Origin of the sequence: Hyella patelloides LEGE 07179 (assembly GCF_900659865.1) — a bacterium.
GTDB classification, from domain to species: domain Bacteria; phylum Cyanobacteriota; class Cyanobacteriia; order Cyanobacteriales; family Xenococcaceae; genus Hyella; species Hyella patelloides.
The window spans coordinates 1-19,792 of record NZ_LR213888.1 but is presented as its reverse complement, the minus strand read 5'-3'; the positions used below and the strand labels follow the sequence as shown (position 1 = coordinate 19,792).

Genomic DNA, 19,792 nt, shown 5'->3' with positions numbered 1-19,792 from the left:
TCAATACTTGAATATATTTTGTTTCTCTTCGCCTAAAAATGGCGAGGCGCATACTCCAACTTCGGGCTTGATCTAACTCCTGACTCCTGACTCTATCCTCCTGACTTCAGCCCGAAGGGCGTGGTAATTCTGAATCAACAATCAGTAATTAACAATTAACCACTTAATCTTGTAAAACAGAAATAGCAGTTTTAATTAAATGAAAATAAGGTGGTTTAGTGATATCAATTTTACGTGCATTGTTACGACTTGTACCTAATAAACCAAAGCGATTTCCTTTTTTGATTGCTAATACTTTTCCTTGTTCATTTTTGATACGTAATTCGTTTAAAGGTTGCCATAAACTGCAAGCATAAGTTCTACCATTGTAATTAAATCTACCTTTTTTAATGTTGTTATTAGTTTTGATTTGGTGATTAATAGCAATTGTTTTATTTTCCTGAGAAAGTCTTACCCCAACAATCTCTAATTCAATGTTTGTAACACCTTGCCAATGATTTTCTTGTAGCTTATAAGCAATATCTATTTTAGATGGTAAAGGGCAATATTCACCCCATCGCCAGGAGATCGCTTTCATTTCTTTAGGAGAATTATCTTCTTGTAAAACCAATTTTAAATGGTCTTGATTTTTACCGATTTTCTTTTGTTCTTTTACCGTTACATTAGGTGTCCAAAATACAGGAAAACTATTACCAATACCCCAAGGTTGTAAACTATCTATCTGGTCGTAAAGATTATGATTAATTTCTTCTAAATGAGCTAGAGCATCTATTTTTACTAATGGTTTTAGGTGCTGTTGCTCTAAGCATTGATGGGCAAACTCACTTAATTTTTGTTCTAAAGATTCTAAATTTTTAGCAGGAAAACTAAAGCCACCTGCTGCTTTGTGTCCGCCATACTTTCCTAAGATATCTTGGCAATAATTTAACGCTTCAAAAATGTTAAATTCTTCAATTCCCCTAGCTGAACCACGAATTTTTAGTTCTTGATTTGATTTGTTTTTCTTATTCTTATCTTTCTCTTCTTCCTCCTCATAAGTACCAATAAAAACAGGCACACCATAACGTTCTACTAACCTAGAAGCGACAATCCCTATTACTCCATGATGCCAATTTTCTTTGACGACAACTAATACTCTTAACTCTTTCCAAGGTATTGGTTTGGTTTCAACTAATTCGATAGCTTCTTTTTGAATTTTTTCGCAAAGTTGTTGTCTTTCACTATTAACAGCTTCGCATCGCATCGCTCTTTCCAAAGCGATTCCCGTTTCGTCTGTAGTCAGCAGTTCAATTACTAATTGAGGATCGCCAATTCTACCAATAGCATTAATTCTCGGCCCTAATCGAAATCCAATATCATCTGGTTGTAATTGTTTTTGTTCTTCATTAACTCCTGCTACTGTCATTAATGCTTGAATTCCTGGTAATTCCGAATTGGGTAACTGTCTTAAACCTCTCTTTAACCAACGACGATTTACTCCTACTAAGGGAGCAAGATCGGCAATTGTTCCTAAAGTAAATAACTCTAAAAGTTGACTAGTTAAACCCTTTACTTTATTGAGCTTTTTGGCTAAAGCGATTGCTAAAATATAAGCAACTCCCACACCAGCTAAACCTCTATAGGGAGACGTTATATTTAATAGTTTCGGATTTAAAATTGCATCTGCTGGAGGTAATTTTTCTGGTAAATCATGATGGTCTGTAATAATAACGATTAAGCCCAATTCCACTGCTAATAAAACAGGTTCATAGGCAGAAATACCATTATCAACGGTTAAAATTATCCCCACTCCATTTTCGGCAAATTCTTCCACGATTCTTTGATTAATTCCGTAACCATCCTTCATTCTGCTAGGGATTGCATAATCCACATCTGCACCCAAATGGCGTAGCGTACGCAATAATAAAGCAGTGCTGGTCATCCCATCAGCATCATAATCACCACATATCGCAATTTTTTCCTTAAATGCGATCGCGTCTTCTAAAAGTTGTATACTAGCTGCTAAGTCGGGAAACTCCTCTAAGGGAGAGGGTAATTCTTCCGTTTCTGGATCGATATAAATATGTGCTAAATCTGAATTCTCAATCCCCCGATTGACAATTACTTGACTCACTAAGGGTAATAAACCAGTACTTAAACTTATCTGTTCAACAATTTCAGGTTGTGAGGATGCAATGCGCCATCTTTGATTGGGAATACGAGCCATAATTGATTGGTATCTGGGTTTATCCTATTTAAGCATTCAGATGAGTAACCAATTATGGAAAATCAGCTAAAGATTTATGGAATATTGCATAAGCTGAATCTTGCTACTTGGGAAGAATTAAGAAACATAGCTAATAATGCACTAAATAAAGAAATTTATTCTCTATCTCTCGTCGATGCTGCTTTAGATGCAGATGAAAACATTCACGATATTGGTTTGGCTTTTGAAAAAGCTTTAGCAGAATTAAATATTATTATCCCTCAATCTATTAATAAATGTCGCTGGTTATCACTAAAACATTATATAAATCAGATCGCAAATGAAAAAGTTGTTATCTACAAAGGGCTAATAAATATAATGAAAGTTTATAATGGTTGCAATCTTCACAAGAAAAGCAGATATTACGCAGGAGATTCTCACGATATTCATTATTTTGTCGGTTATTATTGGGCATATAATGATATTCAGCAAGATTTTTCTTTAACTTTAGAGGATAAAAAAGAAATTACTATTAATTGCGATCGCAAAGTAATTGAAATTGCTAACTCTTGGCTGCAAAGACGTAATTGCTCAATAACCGCTGGAGACGATCGGGGATGAAAGACGATCGGCAATAAAAAGGGAGCGATGATATCAAGTAGGGGCAGGGGCTGAAGCTCTGGCTCTAATCACATCTGGGAGATATGGAACCGTTTCATCTCCAGTAATGCGGGAAAGTAAATACTGCCAGAAGGATACACCTAATTTCCGACAGGTTTTTTTCAGACCCGTAAACGTATCGCGAGCCATTCGCCCATTATCATGACGAGTACCACCACTAATCTTTCGTCTGGTGACATATTCTCGAAGGTCATTTTCAGCAGCATTAGTATGCAGAGGTAATTGAGGCAGAGCTAAAACCCTTAGTAATTCGGACTTATGAGCACAAAACTGTTCCATAGCGAGGTTCAGGCCGTAGTGATGAGGGTAGCACTGCCCAAAAATCTCATCAAAGCGTGCTTCTAATCGTTTCCTTTCTTGGGGAGTTGGCTGCTCTTGATAAGCTTTTAGTTGACGGTAGTAAGCCCACAAAATAGCTTGTACTTGGTCAATCTCTTGTCGGTGCTGTGCCGTTACCCCATTGAGACGACGGATGCTGAGTGACCTGTGAACCCAACACAGAGCATGGATTAAAATCACAAACTGTTTAGCTCCGTCACTGAGAACAATCAGCTCTGGTGAAACCCCATGCTCGATAGCACTTCCCAGCAGTCCTGCCTCTGTGACTAATTTAATTGCTTGTTTACTAGTGATGCCTAACCCCTCCAAATATTCGTTCCACTCTCGATCGCATCTGCTAATAACCTGAGAGTCAAACTTCAGTTTCGAGAGATGGCAGACTGGCAGTTGCTGCTTTTCAAGATAGCTACGGGAATATTCATTGAGCACAAAATCTTGAGCTGTTCCTCGTAAAATCCGCAGGTAGTTTGACCGACTCTTGCTGTTGCTGCTGCTGAAGTGAGTAAATAGGTCATTGCCGATAACTGTGCAATAGCCATTCTTTCCCTGATGTCGGCTTCCTGTGTCATCAGTGTGTATGTATGTGGCTGTTTCTAAACCTACCTGCAAGATTTGATTTTGTTCGGCGTGAAAAGACTCTTTCTTCTCGATTAGAATGCGGTTAATTTGACCCGCCGAAATATCCACCCCAAACTCTCGAAGCTCTTCTAGAATTAAATTCTGAGGGACTCGACATTGATGATGTTGATAGAGAGTAAATGACCTTAAAGTGGGTCCGTAATGTCCCAGGTATTCTCTGGGTAACTTTCCGACTATTGTCTTTCCCGACAGGGTTCGGTACTCGGCTAGCAAAAACCTGATGTTGTGCCTATGAAGAACTAAATCTTGTACGTCATATTCTCTATATCCGTTAAAAATAGCTCCAGACGGCAGTTTCTCTGACGGCTCAATTATTCGTTCTTCATCCACCACAAAATTGAGCTTTTTACTACCCTTGTCTGACCCTGGTCGTTTTCCACTCTTTTGGGGTTTTTTTTCCCCTTGATTGAGGGTGCTGGGTCGGATTTTTGGTTTCCCTTTTAGTTTCTTGGCTACTTTCAGTTCTTCATCAAGGCTGTTAACTTTTTCTTCGAGCTTGGCAATTTTCTCCTGCTGCTTTGAGATGATCTCTTGCTGCTCGGCGACTAGGTTCACTAACCAATTCACCAAGGGGGTTCGTTCTCCCTCTGGAATCTCTATCGGCAGGTGGCAAAGTTTCATTCTGCTATTAAAGCAGATACACAGTTTTTGAGCAACCCTATTGACCTTCTTCTGCGATCAGGCGGAGCCTGGCACTGCGTGATCGCCTCCAGGGGTTATTGAGCAGTTACGATTTATAGAACAATTTGGTAATTCAGAAATTTATAGCCCAAAAAGCTAATTTTTAGAGACAATTTATAATAATGAATGATGGTTGGGTATATCGAGATAAGGTAAATAAGTCTGGTGCAGGACAAACTGTTTTGCAATACTATACAAAAAGATATCGCCACTCTACAGAAACACAATGGCGAGAGAGAATAGAATCTAATCAAATATTACTTGACGGTAAAGCAACCACAGCAGATACTTTATTACAATTAGGACAAAAATTAGCTTACCATCGTTCCCCTTGGAAAGAGCCAGAAGTTCCCTTATGTTTTAAGATTATTCACGAAGATGCTGACTTGCTAATTATTAACAAACCTTCAGGATTACCCGTATTACCAGGAGGAGGTTTTCTTCAAAACACCCTTTTATACCAATTACAAAAACTAGCTCCTCAAAATACTCCGATACCCATTCATCGCTTAGGTAGAGGAACATCGGGTTTAATGCTATTAGCTCGCTCCCAAATAGCAAAATCAAATCTTAGCGAACAAATGAGAAATCATGCTATCAAAAAAGTCTATATAGCTACAGTACAGGGAATTATAGTAAAGGATGAGTTTATTATACGCGATCGCATTGGTAAAATACCCCATCCCATTCTAGGCTATATCTATGGCGCAACACCTACAGGGAAATATTCTCGTAGCGACTGTAAAGTAATCCAACGCAACCTGGATCGCACCATAGTCGAAGTAACTATTCTAACTGGTCGTCCCCATCAAATTCGGATACATTTAGCTGCTGTGGGTTATCCTTTGGTGAACGATCCTCTTTATGGTATAGGTGGAATACCCAAGATACCCAGATATCACGATAAAATATTTAAGGTTGACGGAAAGACACGGGGAAGCGGGGAAGCAGAGAAAGATAAAATAGTCACTCCTGGAGATTGTGGCTATTATCTCCATGCTTACCAGTTAGGTTTCAAGCATCCTATTAGTAAAAAGCAAGTCAGCTTTACTTGTGCCTCACCACTGTAAAATTAAACTTTAGTTGTATTATTAAAAATTAAGGTTGATACCTTTTAGCTAAAGATTTTGCTCAAATTACAGTTTCCTTCTTCTGTCAGTACAAGAAAATAATGGAAACGTGAGTGTATTTCGGTTGTAAATTCTGAGTGCAGGCTAGAGGAGTTAGGTGACAATCTCTCTCTATCTAGCCTATAAGTTCACGGGCGAGAAGGGATTCGAACCCCTGACACCGTAGTCCGTAGCCACGTGCTCTAGTCCACTGAGCTACACGCCCTTGCTTGTTTTATTGGTGGGTTGTTAAACTTGCCCAATAGAAAATCATGTTAGCACAAAATAATTTAATGACGCAAGAAAAAAAATCTCTTTCTCATCTCAACGCTCAAGGAGAAGCGCAAATGGTGGATGTTTCCGAAAAAGCAGTAACCCGTCGCCAAGCAATTGCAGAAGGTAAAATTGTGATGTCCTTAGCAACTTTAGAAGCCATTGAAGCAGGTAACGCAACCAAAGGAGATGTTATCGGTACAGCCAAAATAGCAGGTATTATGGCAGCCAAACAGACTGCTAACTTAATTCCCTTGTGTCATCCTTTGCCATTAAAAAAAGTTGAAGTCAATATCAAGAGCGATCGCAATTTACCAGGATACGTCATACAAGCGACAGTAACGATTAAAGCAGAAACAGGTGTTGAAATGGAAGCTTTAACAGCCGTTTCCGTATCCGCTTTAACTCTTTATGACATGGCAAAAGCTTTGGAAAAATCAATGTCAATTACAGATATTTGTTTGCTCAGTAAAACAGGAGGAAAATCAGGAACTTATTTTAACCAAGTCACTGAGTCACAGATTACTCCGCCTTCTAACGACGGAGACGGCACGTGACCGTTGGTCAGAATAACTAATCACCTATTTCCCATTACCTCGTAAAACTATATAATTAAAGCAATCACAACAGTAATAATCAGATTTCTATGCCTCCACGTTGGCCTCGCGAACCAGACCGCAAAGACCCAGAATACCGTCGTTTGGAAGATATTATTAACTTTGCTTTTCATGTCGCCCTATTTGCAGCCATTAACTCTGGGCTGTGGTTTGTCGATATAATTAAGGACGCTCATTGGTCATGGCGTTTGTGGTTTACGGGTGCATGGTTTGGTATTTTGATTTTACACTTTATTTATATAAAAGCGATCGCAGATTATTCATCAGCAGAAACCAATGGCTAGTACCGCAGAAATTGAAGCTTTAGCAGCCGAAATAGGCGAAAATATTTATCTGGATATTGCAAAATGGCATCTCTATCTTTCTGATGCTCATTTACACACCCCATTAGCAGAAAAACTTTATCCTCTAATCGAAGATGATGAAATTAGTGAAGCTGCTGTTAATAAAATTTTAGAGAGTACTACAGTGCAAATTGGCGGAGGTAAAAAAACTCTTCCTTTGACTGATTTTTTACCAATGCAATGTCAGGTTAATTTGATAGATTTACTTGAAGAATTTCAAAAGAATAAATAGCGAAATTTTCCAGAAAAGTTAAATAATCGCTCTCTTTAATTAACAGAGGTTGAAGCTTTTTTTATTGTGAGGTTTTCTCTTCTAACAAGGTGATGAGAATTTCTCATGAATCTTATTTTCTGGAATCCTCACTCATTGTATTATCTGGTATCTGGCTAACTATATTGAGAGTCTTGTTGGTGTTTCTGCTACAGCACAAATTACGACCGATGGCACCACTTCTAAAACTGTTACCTGCTTTATCATCAAATAATTGCCTTCCCCAAAAAAACGGCTCGCCTAATTCATCTCCTTAAATTGAGATGATTGATAATCCGATGAGCTAGTTGTTTAGGGACAACTGGCTTATTAACAAAATCATTAGCACCACTGGCAAATGCTTGATTAGAGATAGTTGAATCGGAATGTACGCTCAGAAACAAAATAGGAATTTTACACCAGTAATTATGAGTTCGCAAAACTTTACATAGTTCGATACCGCTTAGGTAAGGCATCTCAATGTCTAACACTAGCAAATCGGGTGCTACTGCTTGAAGCACATCCCAGAATTGTCGGGGATTATCCAGGGTAGTGAGTTTAAATCCCCAAGGTTCTAGTAGAACAGGTAATGCTTGCAATAGTTCTATGTCATCATCAACAACCATCACCTTTTTGCCAAGAGAAGAATGTTGCAGAGCTTTTTGACAAACAGTAATGGTTTGACTGGGACTGACTGGTTGGGCGAGATAAAATCGACCTCCATGTCGTGCTACTTGTAAACGAGCTTTAAAGAGATCGAGATCGGCAATCACTATAACTGGTATTGATGGGACCAATAAGTTAAATTCGGCAACTAAAGCTAAATATTCTTGTCGAGAGGATGGTATGGATGTATCCTCCGTAAAAGATATTTTGATTAAAACGGCATCTGGAAGTTGCTGATTGCTGGCTTGTTGTTCTGCTAACCACCTTCTAACTAATTGTGGATTGGGTAAAATTTTAGTATTGATACCCCGATCGACAGCTTCTTTAGTTAAATTTTCGACAAAATCACTGTCATCGTCAATTATTAGTAACAAAGGCTGATTTTCTGAGATTTTTTGCGATATTTGGCGATATAAATGCTGATTATTTTTTATTTCTTGGCTTAAGGATTGTAAGTTATGGGAAAGCTGTAACCATGTCGCTGTTTCTTGATGGGTATTACTTTGCAAAAGTTGTTCTAGTTTTCTGGCTAATTGAGAGCCTCGCTCAAACCCAAATAGTCCTAAATTTCCTGCCAGACTGTGAGCAGAGACAATAGCTGATACGCGATCGCTAACGCTGAGATTGCCTACTAACAAAGACTGTACTGCTTTTTCTAGAGTCAATAATTGTTGCTCGCTTTTTTGACGATATTTTTCCCAAGCGGAGGTGAGCATTGCTAAATGTTGAGATCGCTTATCTATTTGTGGCTCCAGAGCAACTGAGGTCTGAGTTTCTGTCAAATCAGGTTCTGGGTATTTTAAACAATAACCTTGTCCTCTAATGTTGGAGATTAAATCTTCTGGTAAGCCAGCTAGTGTTAATTTTTGACGCAAGTTTCGGAGATGGGAGCGAACTGTTGCTTCGGAAGGGTATTCTGCTGAAGACCATAAATTTTCAATAATTTCTTCAATACTTAAAACTACTGGACTATGACGGAGAAATAGCTCTAATAAGCTGTATTCTTTGGTCGAGAGAGATAAAGGCTGTTCTTGATAAGTAACAGTACAACTACAAGGATCTAGTTTTAAATCTCCCCAACCCAATATAGGTAAAAAATCAAAGTTTATACGACGTAATAATGCCCGTATGCGAGCAGCTAATTCTTCGATGTCAAAAGGCTTACAAATATAATCATCTGCCCCTGCATCTAAGCCCCTAATTTTGTTTTGGCTGCCATGACGGGAAGTAAGTAAGATAATTGGGATACTATAACCATTGGTACGAAAACGCTGACAAAGGCTAATACCGTCAAGTTTGGGTAACGACCAATCGAGAATTATTAAGTCGTAGGTATAAGTAGAACCATAAACCCAGCCCTGTTCACCATCTGTCACCACATCGATCGCATAATTCCATTCTGCTAAAGTTCTAGTAAGTATATCTACTAAAGTTTCGTCATCATCAACTAATAAGATTCTCATTATGAATTCACCGAGTCACCGAGTTAGGAGTAGTAAAGACGCAACGGGGCGATTCTCGGACTCGATTTATTTAGAGTCACAGCCCCTCAAATAAGAGGTCTTTACAGGAGTTAGGAGTTAAAAAGAGATAAGTGTTAATAACCGATTGCCAATCGCTAGTAACTAAATTACATTTCCCATCGTAGTATTTTGGCTATTTGACTGGCTAAGGTCATAGAATTAAAAGGTTTGGTAATTACATCAACTACTCCTAAACTTTGTAACTGGTCTTTTTCGGCAGCTTGGGTTTTAGCCGTGAGAAAAATCACAGGAATCGAGCGGGTTGTGGCATTAGCTTTCAAGTTAGATAAAGTAGAAATACCATCCATATCGGGCATCATTACATCCAGAAGAATAGCATCGGGTTGTTGCGCTTGTGCCAAGTCAATCCCTTCTAAACCCGAAGAAGCGATCGCTACTTGCCAGCCTGCTTCGATCTCAATTCCCAATTGCACTACTTCTTGAATTGTTTCTTCATCGTCAATTAGTAAAATTCGCTTGTTATTCATCACGATTTTTCTCCGACAGAATCCACTCCCCTATTCTGAATTTATGAGTTCAGGGAGAGTAAAATAAAATGTACTACCTTCTTTGAAGCAACTTTCTGCCCAAATTTGTCCCCCATGTCCTTCAACAATTTGACGACAAATAGCTAATCCTAAGCCAGTACCTCCTTTTTTTCGAGAATCAGAAGAATCAACTTGTTGAAACCTTTCAAAAATCGTCTCTATGCGATCGCTAGGAATGCCCTGTCCGCGATCTTTAACAGCAAAAGTGATTTGAGTAATAGTTGGCTGCTGAGGGGGGTTTTGCTGTTCTCTGGTGGCTGATAACCACACTGTAGTATTGCAGGGAGAAAACTTAATCGCATTACTGATCAGATTAGTCAGAGTTTGCACAATATAATCATGGTCAGCCCATACAGTCCAAGAAACTGGTTCAACTAAGAGCTTAATTTTTTGTTCTTGTGCCATAGCTTGCATGGTTTGAACGGCTTCAATCATTAAATCTGTGGCGTTGCAGGCTTTTTTATTCATTTTGACTTTGCCTGACTGGATACGCTGTAGATCGAGAACGTTATTGACTAACCTAACTAGCCGTTCTGTTTGTTCATCGGCAATTTGCAACATCCTTTGTCCTTTTGAAGAAAGACTGCCTAGCTTACGAGTGGCTAAGATTTTGAGGGAGCTATGAATAGAAGTTAGAGGAGTGCGTAATTCGTGACTAACTACGGAAATAAACTCGTCTTTCATCCTTTCAATGGCTTTGCGATCGCTGATATCGCTGGTCAAAGCAAAAAACCCTAAAACTATCTGGGAATCTGTATCATCTAGGTGGGGAATATAAGTAATACTCAGAGAATGAATGCACCCATCGAGGAGAATCAAATCTCGTTCATAACTAATTGTTTTTCCTGATAGTGCTATTTCGATATATTGCCGAATCTGTTGATATTCTTCTTCTCCATGAACCTCTAGAAGATGACAGTCATAAATCTCGGAAGGAGGTAGTCCTAACCAAGTTTGGTAAGCTTCGTTGTTAAAGCGATAATGTTGCTGCTTATCTACATAGGCAATGAGAACTGGTAGTCCATTGGCAATCAGACGCATTTGTTCTTCACTACGACGCAATGCAAATTCTGCTTTAGTGCGATCGCTAATCTCTTGTCTTAATTTGGCAGTGCGTTCGGTAACTAAGCCTTCTAAATTTTCTAGTAATTCTGCTTGGGATAAGGCAATACCAATTTGATCGGCTAATTGCTGCATTAATTCCAATTCAAATTCCGTCCACTGTCGGGGTGCTTGACATTGATGGGCAATCAGCAAACCCCACAGGCGATCGCCATCGATTTCAGTGGTGGATTTCAAATTTTGCAGGATTGGGACTACCAGCTTGGCTTTAACCCTCCATTCATCCATAAATTCAATCAAGCATTCTGCTAACCCTGCATGGGGATCGCGAACATTAGCGATCGCTATTACTCGACCCTTGGTATATAACTCGCGATAATCTTCGGGAAAAACTTCTTCGGGAAATTCCACACCGAGAATTGGATCGTAGTCTGGTAGTACAGCTTCTTTAATCGGCATCCCAGTACCGTCGGCAAACACTTGATAAATTAATACGCGATCTGCTTGTAAAATGCTTTGAACTTCAGTAACCGCCGTCCGCAGAATTTCTTCTAACTGTAATGATTGTCTGATTTTCAGGGTAACTTCAGCGAACAATTTGACCCGTTGGTGTTCTCTTTCTAATTTTTCGGCTGTTGCCCGTTCTAAATTACTAATGTCTCTTAAAACTAATAAATGATAATTGGGTAATAAATCGCGAACTCGGTTATATTCGATAGTCTTGCTGCTACCGTCAGTTTGTTGCCATTGAACTTCTGCTATTTTTTCATCTAAGGGAAAGTCAAACCAGTCTGAAATTAAATTACCGATCAGTTGATTTCTCGTCTCACCAAATAAGGCACAAGCAGCAGGATTGATTTCAACGATATGACTATCTTTATCAATAACAATAATCGCTTCATTTGAACGTTCAAATACAGCTTGGAAAAATAATTGTTGGTTGGGGAATTTGTGTACTCCCTCCATAATTAATTTAATTTATAACTATTTTTATTAACTAAGCTTAACTCAAATTAAAGTTTGTTAATTTAAGGTGTTACTAAAATTAATTCAAGGCGATCTGATTTAGGGACAATCAAACAACATTTGGGTCATATAGCGTTCGGTCCAAACTTGACCCAGAGACTTTTCTAAAACTCGTCGTGTCTTGTCATTTTGTTGTTGCTGAGAACAATAATAACGATGTCCTGCCAAGATTTCCGCTTGTTTTCCTGGAGAACCTACAGCAGATACAGTAATAGCAGTTTGACAATGTAAAGTTAAAAATTCTCGAACACGATTTAAAAATAAGATTTCTTCAGCGCGATCGCTCGGACGTACAAACAAACAAAACTCCGAGAAAATATGGCCCCATTCAGGCAAATTACGGGGTTGTGTAAAATCGATCTGAGGTAAATTAGCCAAAACTCGACGGTAAACATTCGGAAGTGAACGAGTGCGATTTACAGGAGACAAATCGACAATTGCTGCACCAATTCCCCCAGCACTACCCACCAAATCTACACCAAAGATCGGTAAATCGTAATTAGGGCGGGGAAACATTACACAGTGAAGAATATCTAGGCGATCGCCAATTTTGGCTAACTCCAGATGTATTTTGCGAAATTGAGGGGTTTGATAGCAGCGATTTTCGATAATTAATTTTTCTCCTTCTAAACTCCCCTCTACATAACCCAAATCTTCAGGTATTTGATAGGGAGATAAAGTCAGATATTGTTCCCAATGTTGTTCGAGGCAATTTGCTAACTGACAAATTAATGGATGTTGATTGTTTCTTAAGGAAGATGGAATAGTTACAAGCATTTTTACAGGATGAAGGATGAAGGATGAAGGATGAGGAATGATGAAAAACCTCCTTGTACTTCTGTGGTAGGAATATAAGTGGAGTCCTCAAGGGACGGAAAAGGTTTGTTAGCGATGGGAGACTGATGAAGTTTCTCATCCAAGGAATGCCCTAAAGGACTCGCGCTTCGCATACCAAGAGAGAGGATACAAGCGGAGTCCAAACCAGTACTTCGCCCTTTGTCCTTATCCCTCATCCTTTAATTGAATCAAGACTCAGAAGATTATTAATCAATCTTCAGAATTATCAGCATTTTCATTGGAGACATCGCTGGGCTTTTGAAAATTATCCAGAGATTGAATATTAACGATTGTTCCGCCCATTTTGCCAATACGCTGCATTTCCTCATTCATACGGTTATAAGGAACTCGCACGAAAACATTGCTACTACTGCGGAAAGGATAACTGTTGCCATCGTTGGCTTCGTTTTGTTTCAATCCTGCTACTTCGTAAACAAAAACTCGATTTTTAGAAGGCGAACTGGAACTACCTCCAACCAAAGAACTACCTAACATGATGTTTATTACCTCTTAAATTATTAGGGATTAAGGACTTGAGATTAGGGAATAGCAACTTTATTCCTCATCCTTTCTCTTTATGCCAAAGTCACACTAGCAACCTTACCGCCCATTTTGTTGATTCTTTGTAGCGTTGGTGTTAGCTGTTCGTAGGGAACTAATAACGCTCGACTCGCACGACGTACCCTGGGATAGCGAGCCAAACTCATCCCTGCTATTTCCACGCGATAGATGCGACCTTCTTTATTAGAATTTCTAAAGGCGCGTTCGGGTGTAACACCTCGGCTAGAATCTCGATAAGCCCAACCCGCAGTACCACCAGAAGGTGCAACTACTGCCGAAGCATTATTAGCTGCCAATTCTTGTGCCAGACGAGAGGGTTTACCAGCTATTTGAGCGCGATCGCTGTTAGCATAACCCCGATATAATTGGAACATACGGGGAAAGCCCACAGTTTTTTGCTGATTTTGAGTGGCAAAACCTCTGTAGTAAGGAACGATATTCTCGCTAAAGTTGGCTTCGTATTCCGCCGAGTCGATATAATCATCGATATCAGCTTCAAATCCTTTGTTTTGGTAGAGATCTAGATGATAAATCACTTCAGATTCATCATAGGGAGCACGCCCCAATAAATGCTTGAAATTTAATTCAATAACTCTGGTTTGGAAATTATCATATAAGAATTTTGTTTTATACAGTTCTGATTTAGCCACAGCCCGCACAAAATCTCGCACTGTAATCGAACCATTACACAATAAAGATTCTGTCGCTGTTAAACGCTCAGACTGCATAATGTAATCGTTGCCTAAAACTTGCCGATAAACAGCATTAATTACCGTCTTGGCATCATCTTGAGTCCAGTTAGGACGCAATTCTACAGGTTTAAAATCGCTAAAAGCAGAAACCCCCAAACGAGATGCTGCTGTTGTAATTGCCACTTACTATTCTCCTTAGTATCTATTACGGATAGTTATTTTTCTAAGCCTCAGTCATACTGAGAACTCGACCACCTTGCTTATTGATTTTTTGTAGGGTAGCGGATAGTCTTTCGTAGGGAACCACATATTCTTTAAGACTACGACGTATTTGAGGAGTGCGACTCACTGCGCGAGAAGTGACTCGTAGTCTATATAAATTACCCCTTTCGCTAGTAGTCGTACCAGATAAAGAACCTTTAGCCCCTGGACTACGAACGGGAGTTGCAATGTTACGAGCCAAATCGTAGGTCAGACGAGGGCTTCCCGTATTTCCTTGAGCGCGATCGCTATTAGCATAGCCCTGATAAAGTTGGAACATTCGCGTAAAACCGACGGTTTTCTGTCCCTTTTGAGTAGAAAAACCGCGATAGTAAGGAACGATATTTTCGCCAAAGTTTTGGCTGTATTCTTCAGAATCAATATAAGAATCAATATCCGTCTCAAAGCCTATATTTTGATAGAGATCGAGATGCTCCACAATTTCCGCTTCGTCATAAGGAGCGCGACCCAATAAATGCTTAAAATTTAACTCAATGGTGCGAGGATGGTAGTTGTTATAAAAGAATTTTGTTTTATAAAGTTCCGACTTGGCTACTGCTCGGACAAATTCACGAACGGAAATCAAACCATCTCCCAACAAAGATTCTGCACTGGTGAGACGTTCTGCGTTCATTAGGTGATCGTTGCCTAAAACTTGACGATACACAGATGCGATCGCAATTTGGGCATCTTCTTTACTCCAGTTAGGACGTAACTCCACCATATTTGTCTCGTCAAAAGCAGAGATTCCCAAGCGAGATGCTGCTGTAATTGCCACTGGTTATACTCCTAAATTTGCTGATTGTTTGGCTAAAAAAACTGCTCGGAATTGCAGCCAACCATTAAACAAAAAACAAAGCTCAATAGTCATCTGTAATTCCGAGCTACTAGAAGAAATCTAGCTGAGAGCGTTAATTGCGTACTCAATATAAGAATTAGCTTCCACAGCAGGATCGCCACTTAAACCGTGATTGGCTTTGATATATTTAAGGGCTTCAACATACCAGCTAGGAGACAATTCAAAAGTAGCGTTGATTTCCGCCACACCAGCAATTAAATAGTCATCCATAGGACCAGTGCCACCAGCTACTAAACAGTAGGTGACCATTCGTAGATAGTAGCCGATGTCGCGAGCGCATTTCGCTTTACCTTCAGGAGTAGAAGCGTAGTTAGGTCCCTGCATTTGAGTAGTGTAGGGAAACTTGGTGTAAACAGCTTGAGCAGCACCATTAACCAAACTATCTGCTTTACCAGTTAAGGCTTGAGCAGCTTCTAAACTGGCCGTTGCTTGACGAAAACGACCGAATGCAGTTTGAATCTCGCTACTGCTAAGAAAGCGACCTTGGGAGTCAGCAGCAGATATAGCCTCAGTAATGGGAGTTTTCATGGGTAAAGTACCTCTTGCAATAAATTTTTACGATGTTTTAGTGAGAAAAGGAGTCATCTGCTAGAAAAAACTAACCAACAGCACTAGCAGCACGGTCAAAATAGCTAGATAATTCTGACATTAAAGAACTGCAATCTCCTTGAGTGACACTAGTTCTGTCATTAGCAATAGCAATAGCAGCTTCTTTCATTTTGCTGACAGATTCAGAAACAGAGCCACCAGGAACGCCTAAAGCAACATAAGTTTCCCGTAAACCATTTAAGCAACGATCTTCGAGAACACTACCGTCGCCAGCAAATATAGCGTAAGTAACGTAGCGTAAAATGATTTCCATATCGCGCAAACAAGCAGCCATACGACGATTAGTGTAAGCATTACCCCCTGGTGCAATTAACTGGGGTTGTTCGGCAAACAACACACGAGCAGCATTAGCAACAATAGCTGATGAATTACCAGTAATGCGATTTACAACATCCATCCGTTTATTGCTTTCTGCTACCATGCTTTTGAGAGCATCAAACTGACTATTATTGAGGTAGACTCCTCTCGTATCAGCCTGGGAAATCACTCTTGTAAAGGCATCAAACATAATAATGTTTCTCCTGAATATTAAATGGCACAAATATCAACTGTCGAGAAAACTGAATCCTAACTTTCTGTCTTGGCTGAATATAAAGTTACCCAGAAAGCCCAATGCTTTGTTTTCTTGATTAATCTCAATAATCAGCACAAAAATTAGTAGGTTAGGATATTCAGTGGCTTTTGGACTAAGTTTATTCAATCAAAGTCTTTGTGCAATTTTTGTGCAATCATCTCCTGAAAACATGAAATTTTGTTTGTTTTTGTAACGATGACTTAATAAGGAGTTTCAAAAAAAGACAAATAAGCACAGCCAATCTTTAAAGGTTCAATTTTAGACATACTGCACCCATAAACCGAATAAGCCACGGTATTCGAGGTTTGAGTAGATGCGATTCGTTAATGTTAGAAACCCTTAGAAACCAGGAGTGTCTGGACATTCCCTGGATGATGGAGAGAAAACCAAGCTTGTATTGTTCAATCTCAACCCAGCTTTGACGCGAAGCTAATCCTTTATGGCTGCTCCACTTCCTTTCAGCGCAGATTGTGATGCTGATGATATCGAGTAGGGAAATTAACTTTATCAATGGGCAAAGAGAGGTAGTCCAGCACTCGCTAATACCTTAAGCACCTCTAATGGGAAAAAAATCGTTTAATTTCAGTCCAAAGTATTAGTATTGGTTAGAAACCAGCAGTCTAAATAGATGCTGGATTGTCAGTCATTATAATCAACTAGGTGAAATCATGAGTTTATTCAATCAAATATTAAACGCTCTGGATAACCCCGAACAAGAAGCTAGCACCAATCAACTCAACAATATTCTCGATACAGTACAACAATTAAGCGGAAACTATCAAACTCAACCTTCTTCTATAGAGTCCGCCATGTCTATTGTAGGTAACTTCACTCGTTCAGCACTTAAAGAACAAAGAAGTCAAGGAGGAGAAGCCCAAGTGCAGCAACTTGTTAACAGTTTTGCAGGAAATCAAGCCAGTTCTCAAGCCATAAACACCTTGTTTAAAAATTCTCAGCTTCAAGCAATGATTCAGCAAATTAGCAGTAGAACAGGTCTAAATGCTGAATCAATACAAAGAATGTTACCTGTTTTAGTGCCTTTAGTCTTAAATATGCTCAAAACTGGTAAAAATACCAGAACTGCTCAAACTGGAAATCCCGTGCTAAATAGCTTTCTCGATACCGATGGTGATGGTGATGTAGATGTGGCTGATGCGATGAGAATGGCTTCTCAATATCTTGGTAGAAACAAAAGGCGTTGGTGAATTAATTTTTGTTGAAGCCCCCAAATGCTGTACAAAATCCCCCTATTTTGTCGCTAAAAAACAGTATTAAAGTACTTGTTAAGGGGGAATTTTGGTAACATTGGTAAAAAACTATCGGCTCACAACCCTTACACTATGGAAGTCTGAGAGAGTGAGTGTCTATGTTTTCCTTCGGGGTATAAATGGGATAATAGCAAGCGGGATCGAGATAATCTGTGACTGGGAGAATGTTCCAACCAGTTACTCAGGTAGTTTAGATTTCAAATCATCAATACCTTAAAACAATATAAAACAATATAGTGGCTACATATCCTATTAGATGCTAAATTCACGAAGGAAGTTGAACAAAGCTGATTTATGAAACAACAAAGTCTCTTTATTTATACAGTCAATAAATATTTCAATAAATTATTATGAGTAGCCAAATTTCTCCTATGAGTATCGAAGAAAACCTATCCAATGAAGAATTATTTGTAGAAGAGTATTCCAGTCATCAAGAAGTTATTGAAACCGTAATCTCTAGTTTAGACCTTGATAAAACCGCTATGGTCAATCATGGAGAAGAAGGTAGCCTCTGGAAGTTTCAATACGGTAGTGTTGAGGTATTTGTGCAACTAACAGGGGAAACTGATGATGATTTGCTTACAGTTTGGGCAACAGTCTTAAAATTACCCGCAAAAGACGAACCAGGTTTAATGCGAAAATTATTAGAAATGAATTGGTCTGCTACATTTGAAACCTGCTTTAGCATTCAAGATAATATTGTGGTTGTATCTGCACAACGTTCTGTTGCTGATATGTATCCTGGTGAAGTTTCTCGTATTATTACCCTTGTGGCTAATATAGCCGATGATAACGACGAAATTTTACAAGAAGAGTTTTGTTAAACTTGTGGATTTTTAGTGAGGGCGTAAGGCTTGCGCCCTTGAAGCTGCTGCTGTCATACCAAGCTCTTAATTTTTGGCGACACATCAATAGAATTTATAGGGTAAAATAAAATCTGCTTTGCATCACAATTATCGATTTAATTGCCAATTTTTAGCTCATACCGTTGCTTTGAGGCTTAATCGCAATTCTTCTTATTCACTTCGTTTTCAGCAACTTGTTTCTAATTAAACCAAAGTCGTACAGAGTGTTTATGCTAGTATTACATTTGTAGAGGCTATGACAGTTCTTCCTTCTTAATTGGTTAACTAGAGTTGTCTTTTTCCTCTATTTACTTAGTTTTTCGATCGCTTCAGCCGATAACAGGCAATTATTGAGCCAAGCAACTATATTAGTTATGGAGGCTATGGCAATTCTTCCTTCTTCGTAACTATAACGATCTCACTAGAGTAGCCAATTTCCTCCACCGCTACAATTATGAGCATTTTAAATTCGATTTATCTCAGAAGAAAAAACAAGATCGTTTTAAATAGCAGCAACAGTGATTTAAAAGCTGTTGAACTAGCTACTATTCTCAAAAATATAGAATCACTCGGCTACACCTTTTCTCCAAAGTTGATTGAGTGTCTGGCTACTTTTTCCCTGCCAGAAGCAAGCTTATTTTATTCTCAGCTAGTAACGAATTTAAAACAAGCAATTGGCGCAAATGTTGAATACTCCCCCATGTACCCCAATTTCCCCACCCAAGTTATGGAAATGGCAGATGCCGAGTTGTATTTGAACGCCATAGTACATTATGTGGGTACTGTATTGGGTGTCAGAATTTTACCGCAGTATACAAAGCAAAATCGTCCTGTACTTGCAGATTCCTTTAAGCTCAAAATAATCGATTTAGGTACAGAAGCAGAATTACTAGAAATCTTCCGTAACTTATTAACGGCAAATACTTCTCTTGCTGATTCAGATAAAGATGATTTGACTAAGTTTGTTTCTAGCTTTCCCGATTTGGCAGCAGAAATGCTACCTGAAAAGTTTGGCTATAAAGAGAATTTGGCATTTGTGGCAGGGTTATTATTACGCCATCATCAAGAGGCTAAAAGATTATTATTTCCCTATTTTAAAACTGCTACTGATGTTTTGCGTTTGGCAACAGCATTGTCTGATGGGGATGTGAGTTTGTCAGCTAATACTATGTTTCGTAACTTTAGTCGCCCTGAAAGAAGATTATTACTGGGATTATTAGAGCAGTGTGACTCATTAGTGGAGGATATGCTGCGTTATCAAAAAAGATGGCTTCGTTTGGGTGAAAGAATACATCCTTTTGAATATAAGAAACGTTATCCCAAATGTTATCAAGCTTTCGATA

At 39.0% G+C, this 19,792-nt stretch carries 19 protein-coding genes, 1 tRNA gene and 1 pseudogene; 8 read left to right on the top strand and 13 right to left on the bottom strand.

Annotated elements, in window-relative coordinates; genetic code table 11:
- Positions 1-163: 163 nt before the first annotated feature.
- Positions 164-2,209, bottom strand: a complete 2,046-nt coding sequence (gene recJ / locus H1P_RS18440; RefSeq protein ID WP_186376027.1) for a single-stranded-DNA-specific exonuclease RecJ — start codon at positions 2,207-2,209, stop codon at positions 164-166.
- 51 nt (positions 2,210-2,260) lie between these two features.
- On the opposite strand from recJ, the gene H1P_RS18435 reads away from it, so the two are divergent.
- Complete coding sequence (locus H1P_RS18435; protein WP_144870052.1) at positions 2,261-2,806, top strand: hypothetical protein; 546 nt, start codon at positions 2,261-2,263, stop codon at positions 2,804-2,806.
- 33 nt (positions 2,807-2,839) lie between these two features.
- On the opposite strand, the gene H1P_RS18430 is transcribed toward H1P_RS18435, so the two are convergent.
- Entirely contained in the window at positions 2,840-4,465 is a 1,626-nt protein-coding gene (locus H1P_RS18430) for an IS66 family transposase (RefSeq protein ID WP_144870050.1), read from the bottom strand.
- 182 nt (positions 4,466-4,647) lie between these two features.
- On the opposite strand from H1P_RS18430, the gene H1P_RS18425 reads away from it, so the two are divergent.
- Entirely contained in the window at positions 4,648-5,595 is a 948-nt protein-coding gene (locus tag H1P_RS18425) for an RluA family pseudouridine synthase (protein ID WP_186376026.1), read from the top strand.
- Between the two features lie 191 nt (positions 5,596-5,786).
- On the opposite strand, the gene H1P_RS18420 is transcribed toward H1P_RS18425, so the two are convergent.
- Positions 5,787-5,860, bottom strand: a tRNA-Arg gene (locus H1P_RS18420).
- 67 nt (positions 5,861-5,927) lie between these two features.
- Between H1P_RS18420 and moaC the strand changes: the two genes are divergently transcribed.
- From moaC to H1P_RS18405, 3 genes are all read left to right on the top strand, one after another.
- Positions 5,928-6,464 (top strand): cyclic pyranopterin monophosphate synthase MoaC, encoded by a 537-nt coding sequence (gene moaC, locus H1P_RS18415; protein WP_144870046.1) that lies wholly within the window; start codon positions 5,928-5,930, stop codon positions 6,462-6,464.
- Between the two features lie 89 nt (positions 6,465-6,553).
- Complete coding sequence (locus H1P_RS18410; RefSeq protein WP_144870044.1) at positions 6,554-6,808, top strand: 2TM domain-containing protein; 255 nt, start codon at positions 6,554-6,556, stop codon at positions 6,806-6,808.
- Positions 6,801-7,100, top strand: coding sequence for a DUF3181 family protein (locus tag H1P_RS18405; RefSeq protein ID WP_144870042.1), 300 nt, complete (start codon positions 6,801-6,803; stop codon positions 7,098-7,100). Before H1P_RS18410 ends, H1P_RS18405 begins: the two co-directional genes overlap by 8 nt.
- A 284-nt stretch (positions 7,101-7,384) precedes the next feature.
- On the opposite strand, the gene H1P_RS18400 is transcribed toward H1P_RS18405, so the two are convergent.
- From H1P_RS18400 to H1P_RS18355, 10 genes are all read right to left on the bottom strand, one after another.
- On the bottom strand, positions 7,385-9,247 hold the full coding sequence (locus tag H1P_RS18400; RefSeq protein ID WP_144870040.1) for a response regulator: 1,863 nt from the start codon (positions 9,245-9,247) through the stop codon (positions 7,385-7,387).
- Between the two features lie 167 nt (positions 9,248-9,414).
- Positions 9,415-9,795 (bottom strand): response regulator, encoded by a 381-nt coding sequence (locus H1P_RS18395; protein ID WP_144870038.1) that lies wholly within the window; start codon positions 9,793-9,795, stop codon positions 9,415-9,417.
- 30 nt (positions 9,796-9,825) lie between these two features.
- Positions 9,826-11,883 carry an ATP-binding protein gene (locus H1P_RS18390; protein ID WP_144870036.1) on the bottom strand — a complete coding sequence of 686 codons (2,058 nt, stop codon included), beginning with the start codon at positions 11,881-11,883 and terminating at the stop codon, positions 9,826-9,828.
- 99 nt (positions 11,884-11,982) lie between these two features.
- Positions 11,983-12,720: a phycocyanobilin:ferredoxin oxidoreductase gene (locus H1P_RS18385; RefSeq protein WP_144870034.1), complete on the bottom strand. Its 738-nt coding sequence runs from the start codon at positions 12,718-12,720 to the stop codon at positions 11,983-11,985.
- A 2-nt stretch (positions 12,721-12,722) separates the two neighbouring features.
- Positions 12,723-12,956, bottom strand: coding sequence for a hypothetical protein (locus tag H1P_RS18380; RefSeq protein ID WP_144870032.1), 234 nt, complete (start codon positions 12,954-12,956; stop codon positions 12,723-12,725).
- Positions 12,957-12,990: 34 nt separating this feature from the next.
- Complete coding sequence (locus H1P_RS18375; protein ID WP_144870030.1) at positions 12,991-13,275, bottom strand: rod-capping linker protein CpcD; 285 nt, start codon at positions 13,273-13,275, stop codon at positions 12,991-12,993.
- Positions 13,276-13,355: 80 nt separating this feature from the next.
- Complete coding sequence (locus H1P_RS18370) at positions 13,356-14,216, bottom strand: phycobilisome linker polypeptide (RefSeq protein WP_144870028.1); 861 nt, start codon at positions 14,214-14,216, stop codon at positions 13,356-13,358.
- Between the two features lie 40 nt (positions 14,217-14,256).
- The gene (locus H1P_RS18365) at positions 14,257-15,072 is read right to left on the bottom strand and encodes a phycobilisome linker polypeptide (protein WP_144870026.1); all 816 of its coding nucleotides are present in this window, start codon (positions 15,070-15,072) and stop codon (positions 14,257-14,259) included.
- 120 nt (positions 15,073-15,192) lie between these two features.
- A complete protein-coding gene (gene cpcA, locus H1P_RS18360; protein ID WP_144870024.1) occupies positions 15,193-15,681 on the bottom strand; it encodes a C-phycocyanin subunit alpha in 489 nt (162 codons plus the stop codon).
- A 70-nt stretch (positions 15,682-15,751) separates the two neighbouring features.
- Complete coding sequence (locus H1P_RS18355) at positions 15,752-16,270, bottom strand: C-phycocyanin subunit beta (protein ID WP_144870022.1); 519 nt, start codon at positions 16,268-16,270, stop codon at positions 15,752-15,754.
- Between the two features lie 734 nt (positions 16,271-17,004).
- Here H1P_RS18355 and H1P_RS18350 point away from each other — a divergent pair.
- The 3 genes and pseudogenes from H1P_RS18350 to H1P_RS18340 form a co-directional block, all read left to right on the top strand.
- Positions 17,005-17,541: a DUF937 domain-containing protein gene (locus H1P_RS18350; RefSeq protein WP_144870020.1), complete on the top strand. Its 537-nt coding sequence runs from the start codon at positions 17,005-17,007 to the stop codon at positions 17,539-17,541.
- Between the two features lie 413 nt (positions 17,542-17,954).
- A complete protein-coding gene (locus tag H1P_RS18345) occupies positions 17,955-18,428 on the top strand; it encodes a YbjN domain-containing protein (protein WP_144870018.1) in 474 nt (157 codons plus the stop codon).
- A 475-nt stretch (positions 18,429-18,903) separates the two neighbouring features.
- A pseudogene (locus H1P_RS18340) lies at positions 18,904-19,792 on the top strand (cytoplasmic protein); the annotation flags it as partial.

Bases quoted from the DNA above. Each gene is read 5' to 3' on its own strand.
- cpcA (WP_144870024.1), bottom strand. From the start codon at position 15,681: ATGAAAACTCCCATTACTGAGGCTATATCTGCTGCTGACTCCCAAGGT.
- H1P_RS18390 (WP_144870036.1), bottom strand. From the start codon at position 11,883: ATGGAGGGAGTACACAAATTCCCCAACCAACAATTATTTTTCCAAGCT.
- H1P_RS18380 (WP_144870032.1), bottom strand. From the start codon at position 12,956: ATGAGGGATAAGGACAAAGGGCGAAGTACTGGTTTGGACTCCGCTTGT.
- H1P_RS18350 (WP_144870020.1), top strand. From the start codon at position 17,005: ATGAGTTTATTCAATCAAATATTAAACGCTCTGGATAACCCCGAACAA.
- H1P_RS18395 (WP_144870038.1), bottom strand. From the start codon at position 9,795: ATGAATAACAAGCGAATTTTACTAATTGACGATGAAGAAACAATTCAA.
- H1P_RS18405 (WP_144870042.1), top strand. From the start codon at position 6,801: ATGGCTAGTACCGCAGAAATTGAAGCTTTAGCAGCCGAAATAGGCGAA.
- H1P_RS18435 (WP_144870052.1), top strand. From the start codon at position 2,261: ATGGAAAATCAGCTAAAGATTTATGGAATATTGCATAAGCTGAATCTT.
- H1P_RS18410 (WP_144870044.1), top strand. From the start codon at position 6,554: ATGCCTCCACGTTGGCCTCGCGAACCAGACCGCAAAGACCCAGAATAC.
- H1P_RS18345 (WP_144870018.1), top strand. From the start codon at position 17,955: ATGAGTAGCCAAATTTCTCCTATGAGTATCGAAGAAAACCTATCCAAT.
- H1P_RS18375 (WP_144870030.1), bottom strand. From the start codon at position 13,275: ATGTTAGGTAGTTCTTTGGTTGGAGGTAGTTCCAGTTCGCCTTCTAAA.
- H1P_RS18355 (WP_144870022.1), bottom strand. From the start codon at position 16,270: ATGTTTGATGCCTTTACAAGAGTGATTTCCCAGGCTGATACGAGAGGA.
- moaC (WP_144870046.1), top strand. From the start codon at position 5,928: ATGACGCAAGAAAAAAAATCTCTTTCTCATCTCAACGCTCAAGGAGAA.
- H1P_RS18425 (WP_186376026.1), top strand. From the start codon at position 4,648: ATGAATGATGGTTGGGTATATCGAGATAAGGTAAATAAGTCTGGTGCA.
- H1P_RS18430 (WP_144870050.1), bottom strand. From the start codon at position 4,465: ATGAAACTTTGCCACCTGCCGATAGAGATTCCAGAGGGAGAACGAACC.
- H1P_RS18385 (WP_144870034.1), bottom strand. From the start codon at position 12,720: ATGCTTGTAACTATTCCATCTTCCTTAAGAAACAATCAACATCCATTA.
- H1P_RS18400 (WP_144870040.1), bottom strand. From the start codon at position 9,247: ATGAGAATCTTATTAGTTGATGATGACGAAACTTTAGTAGATATACTT.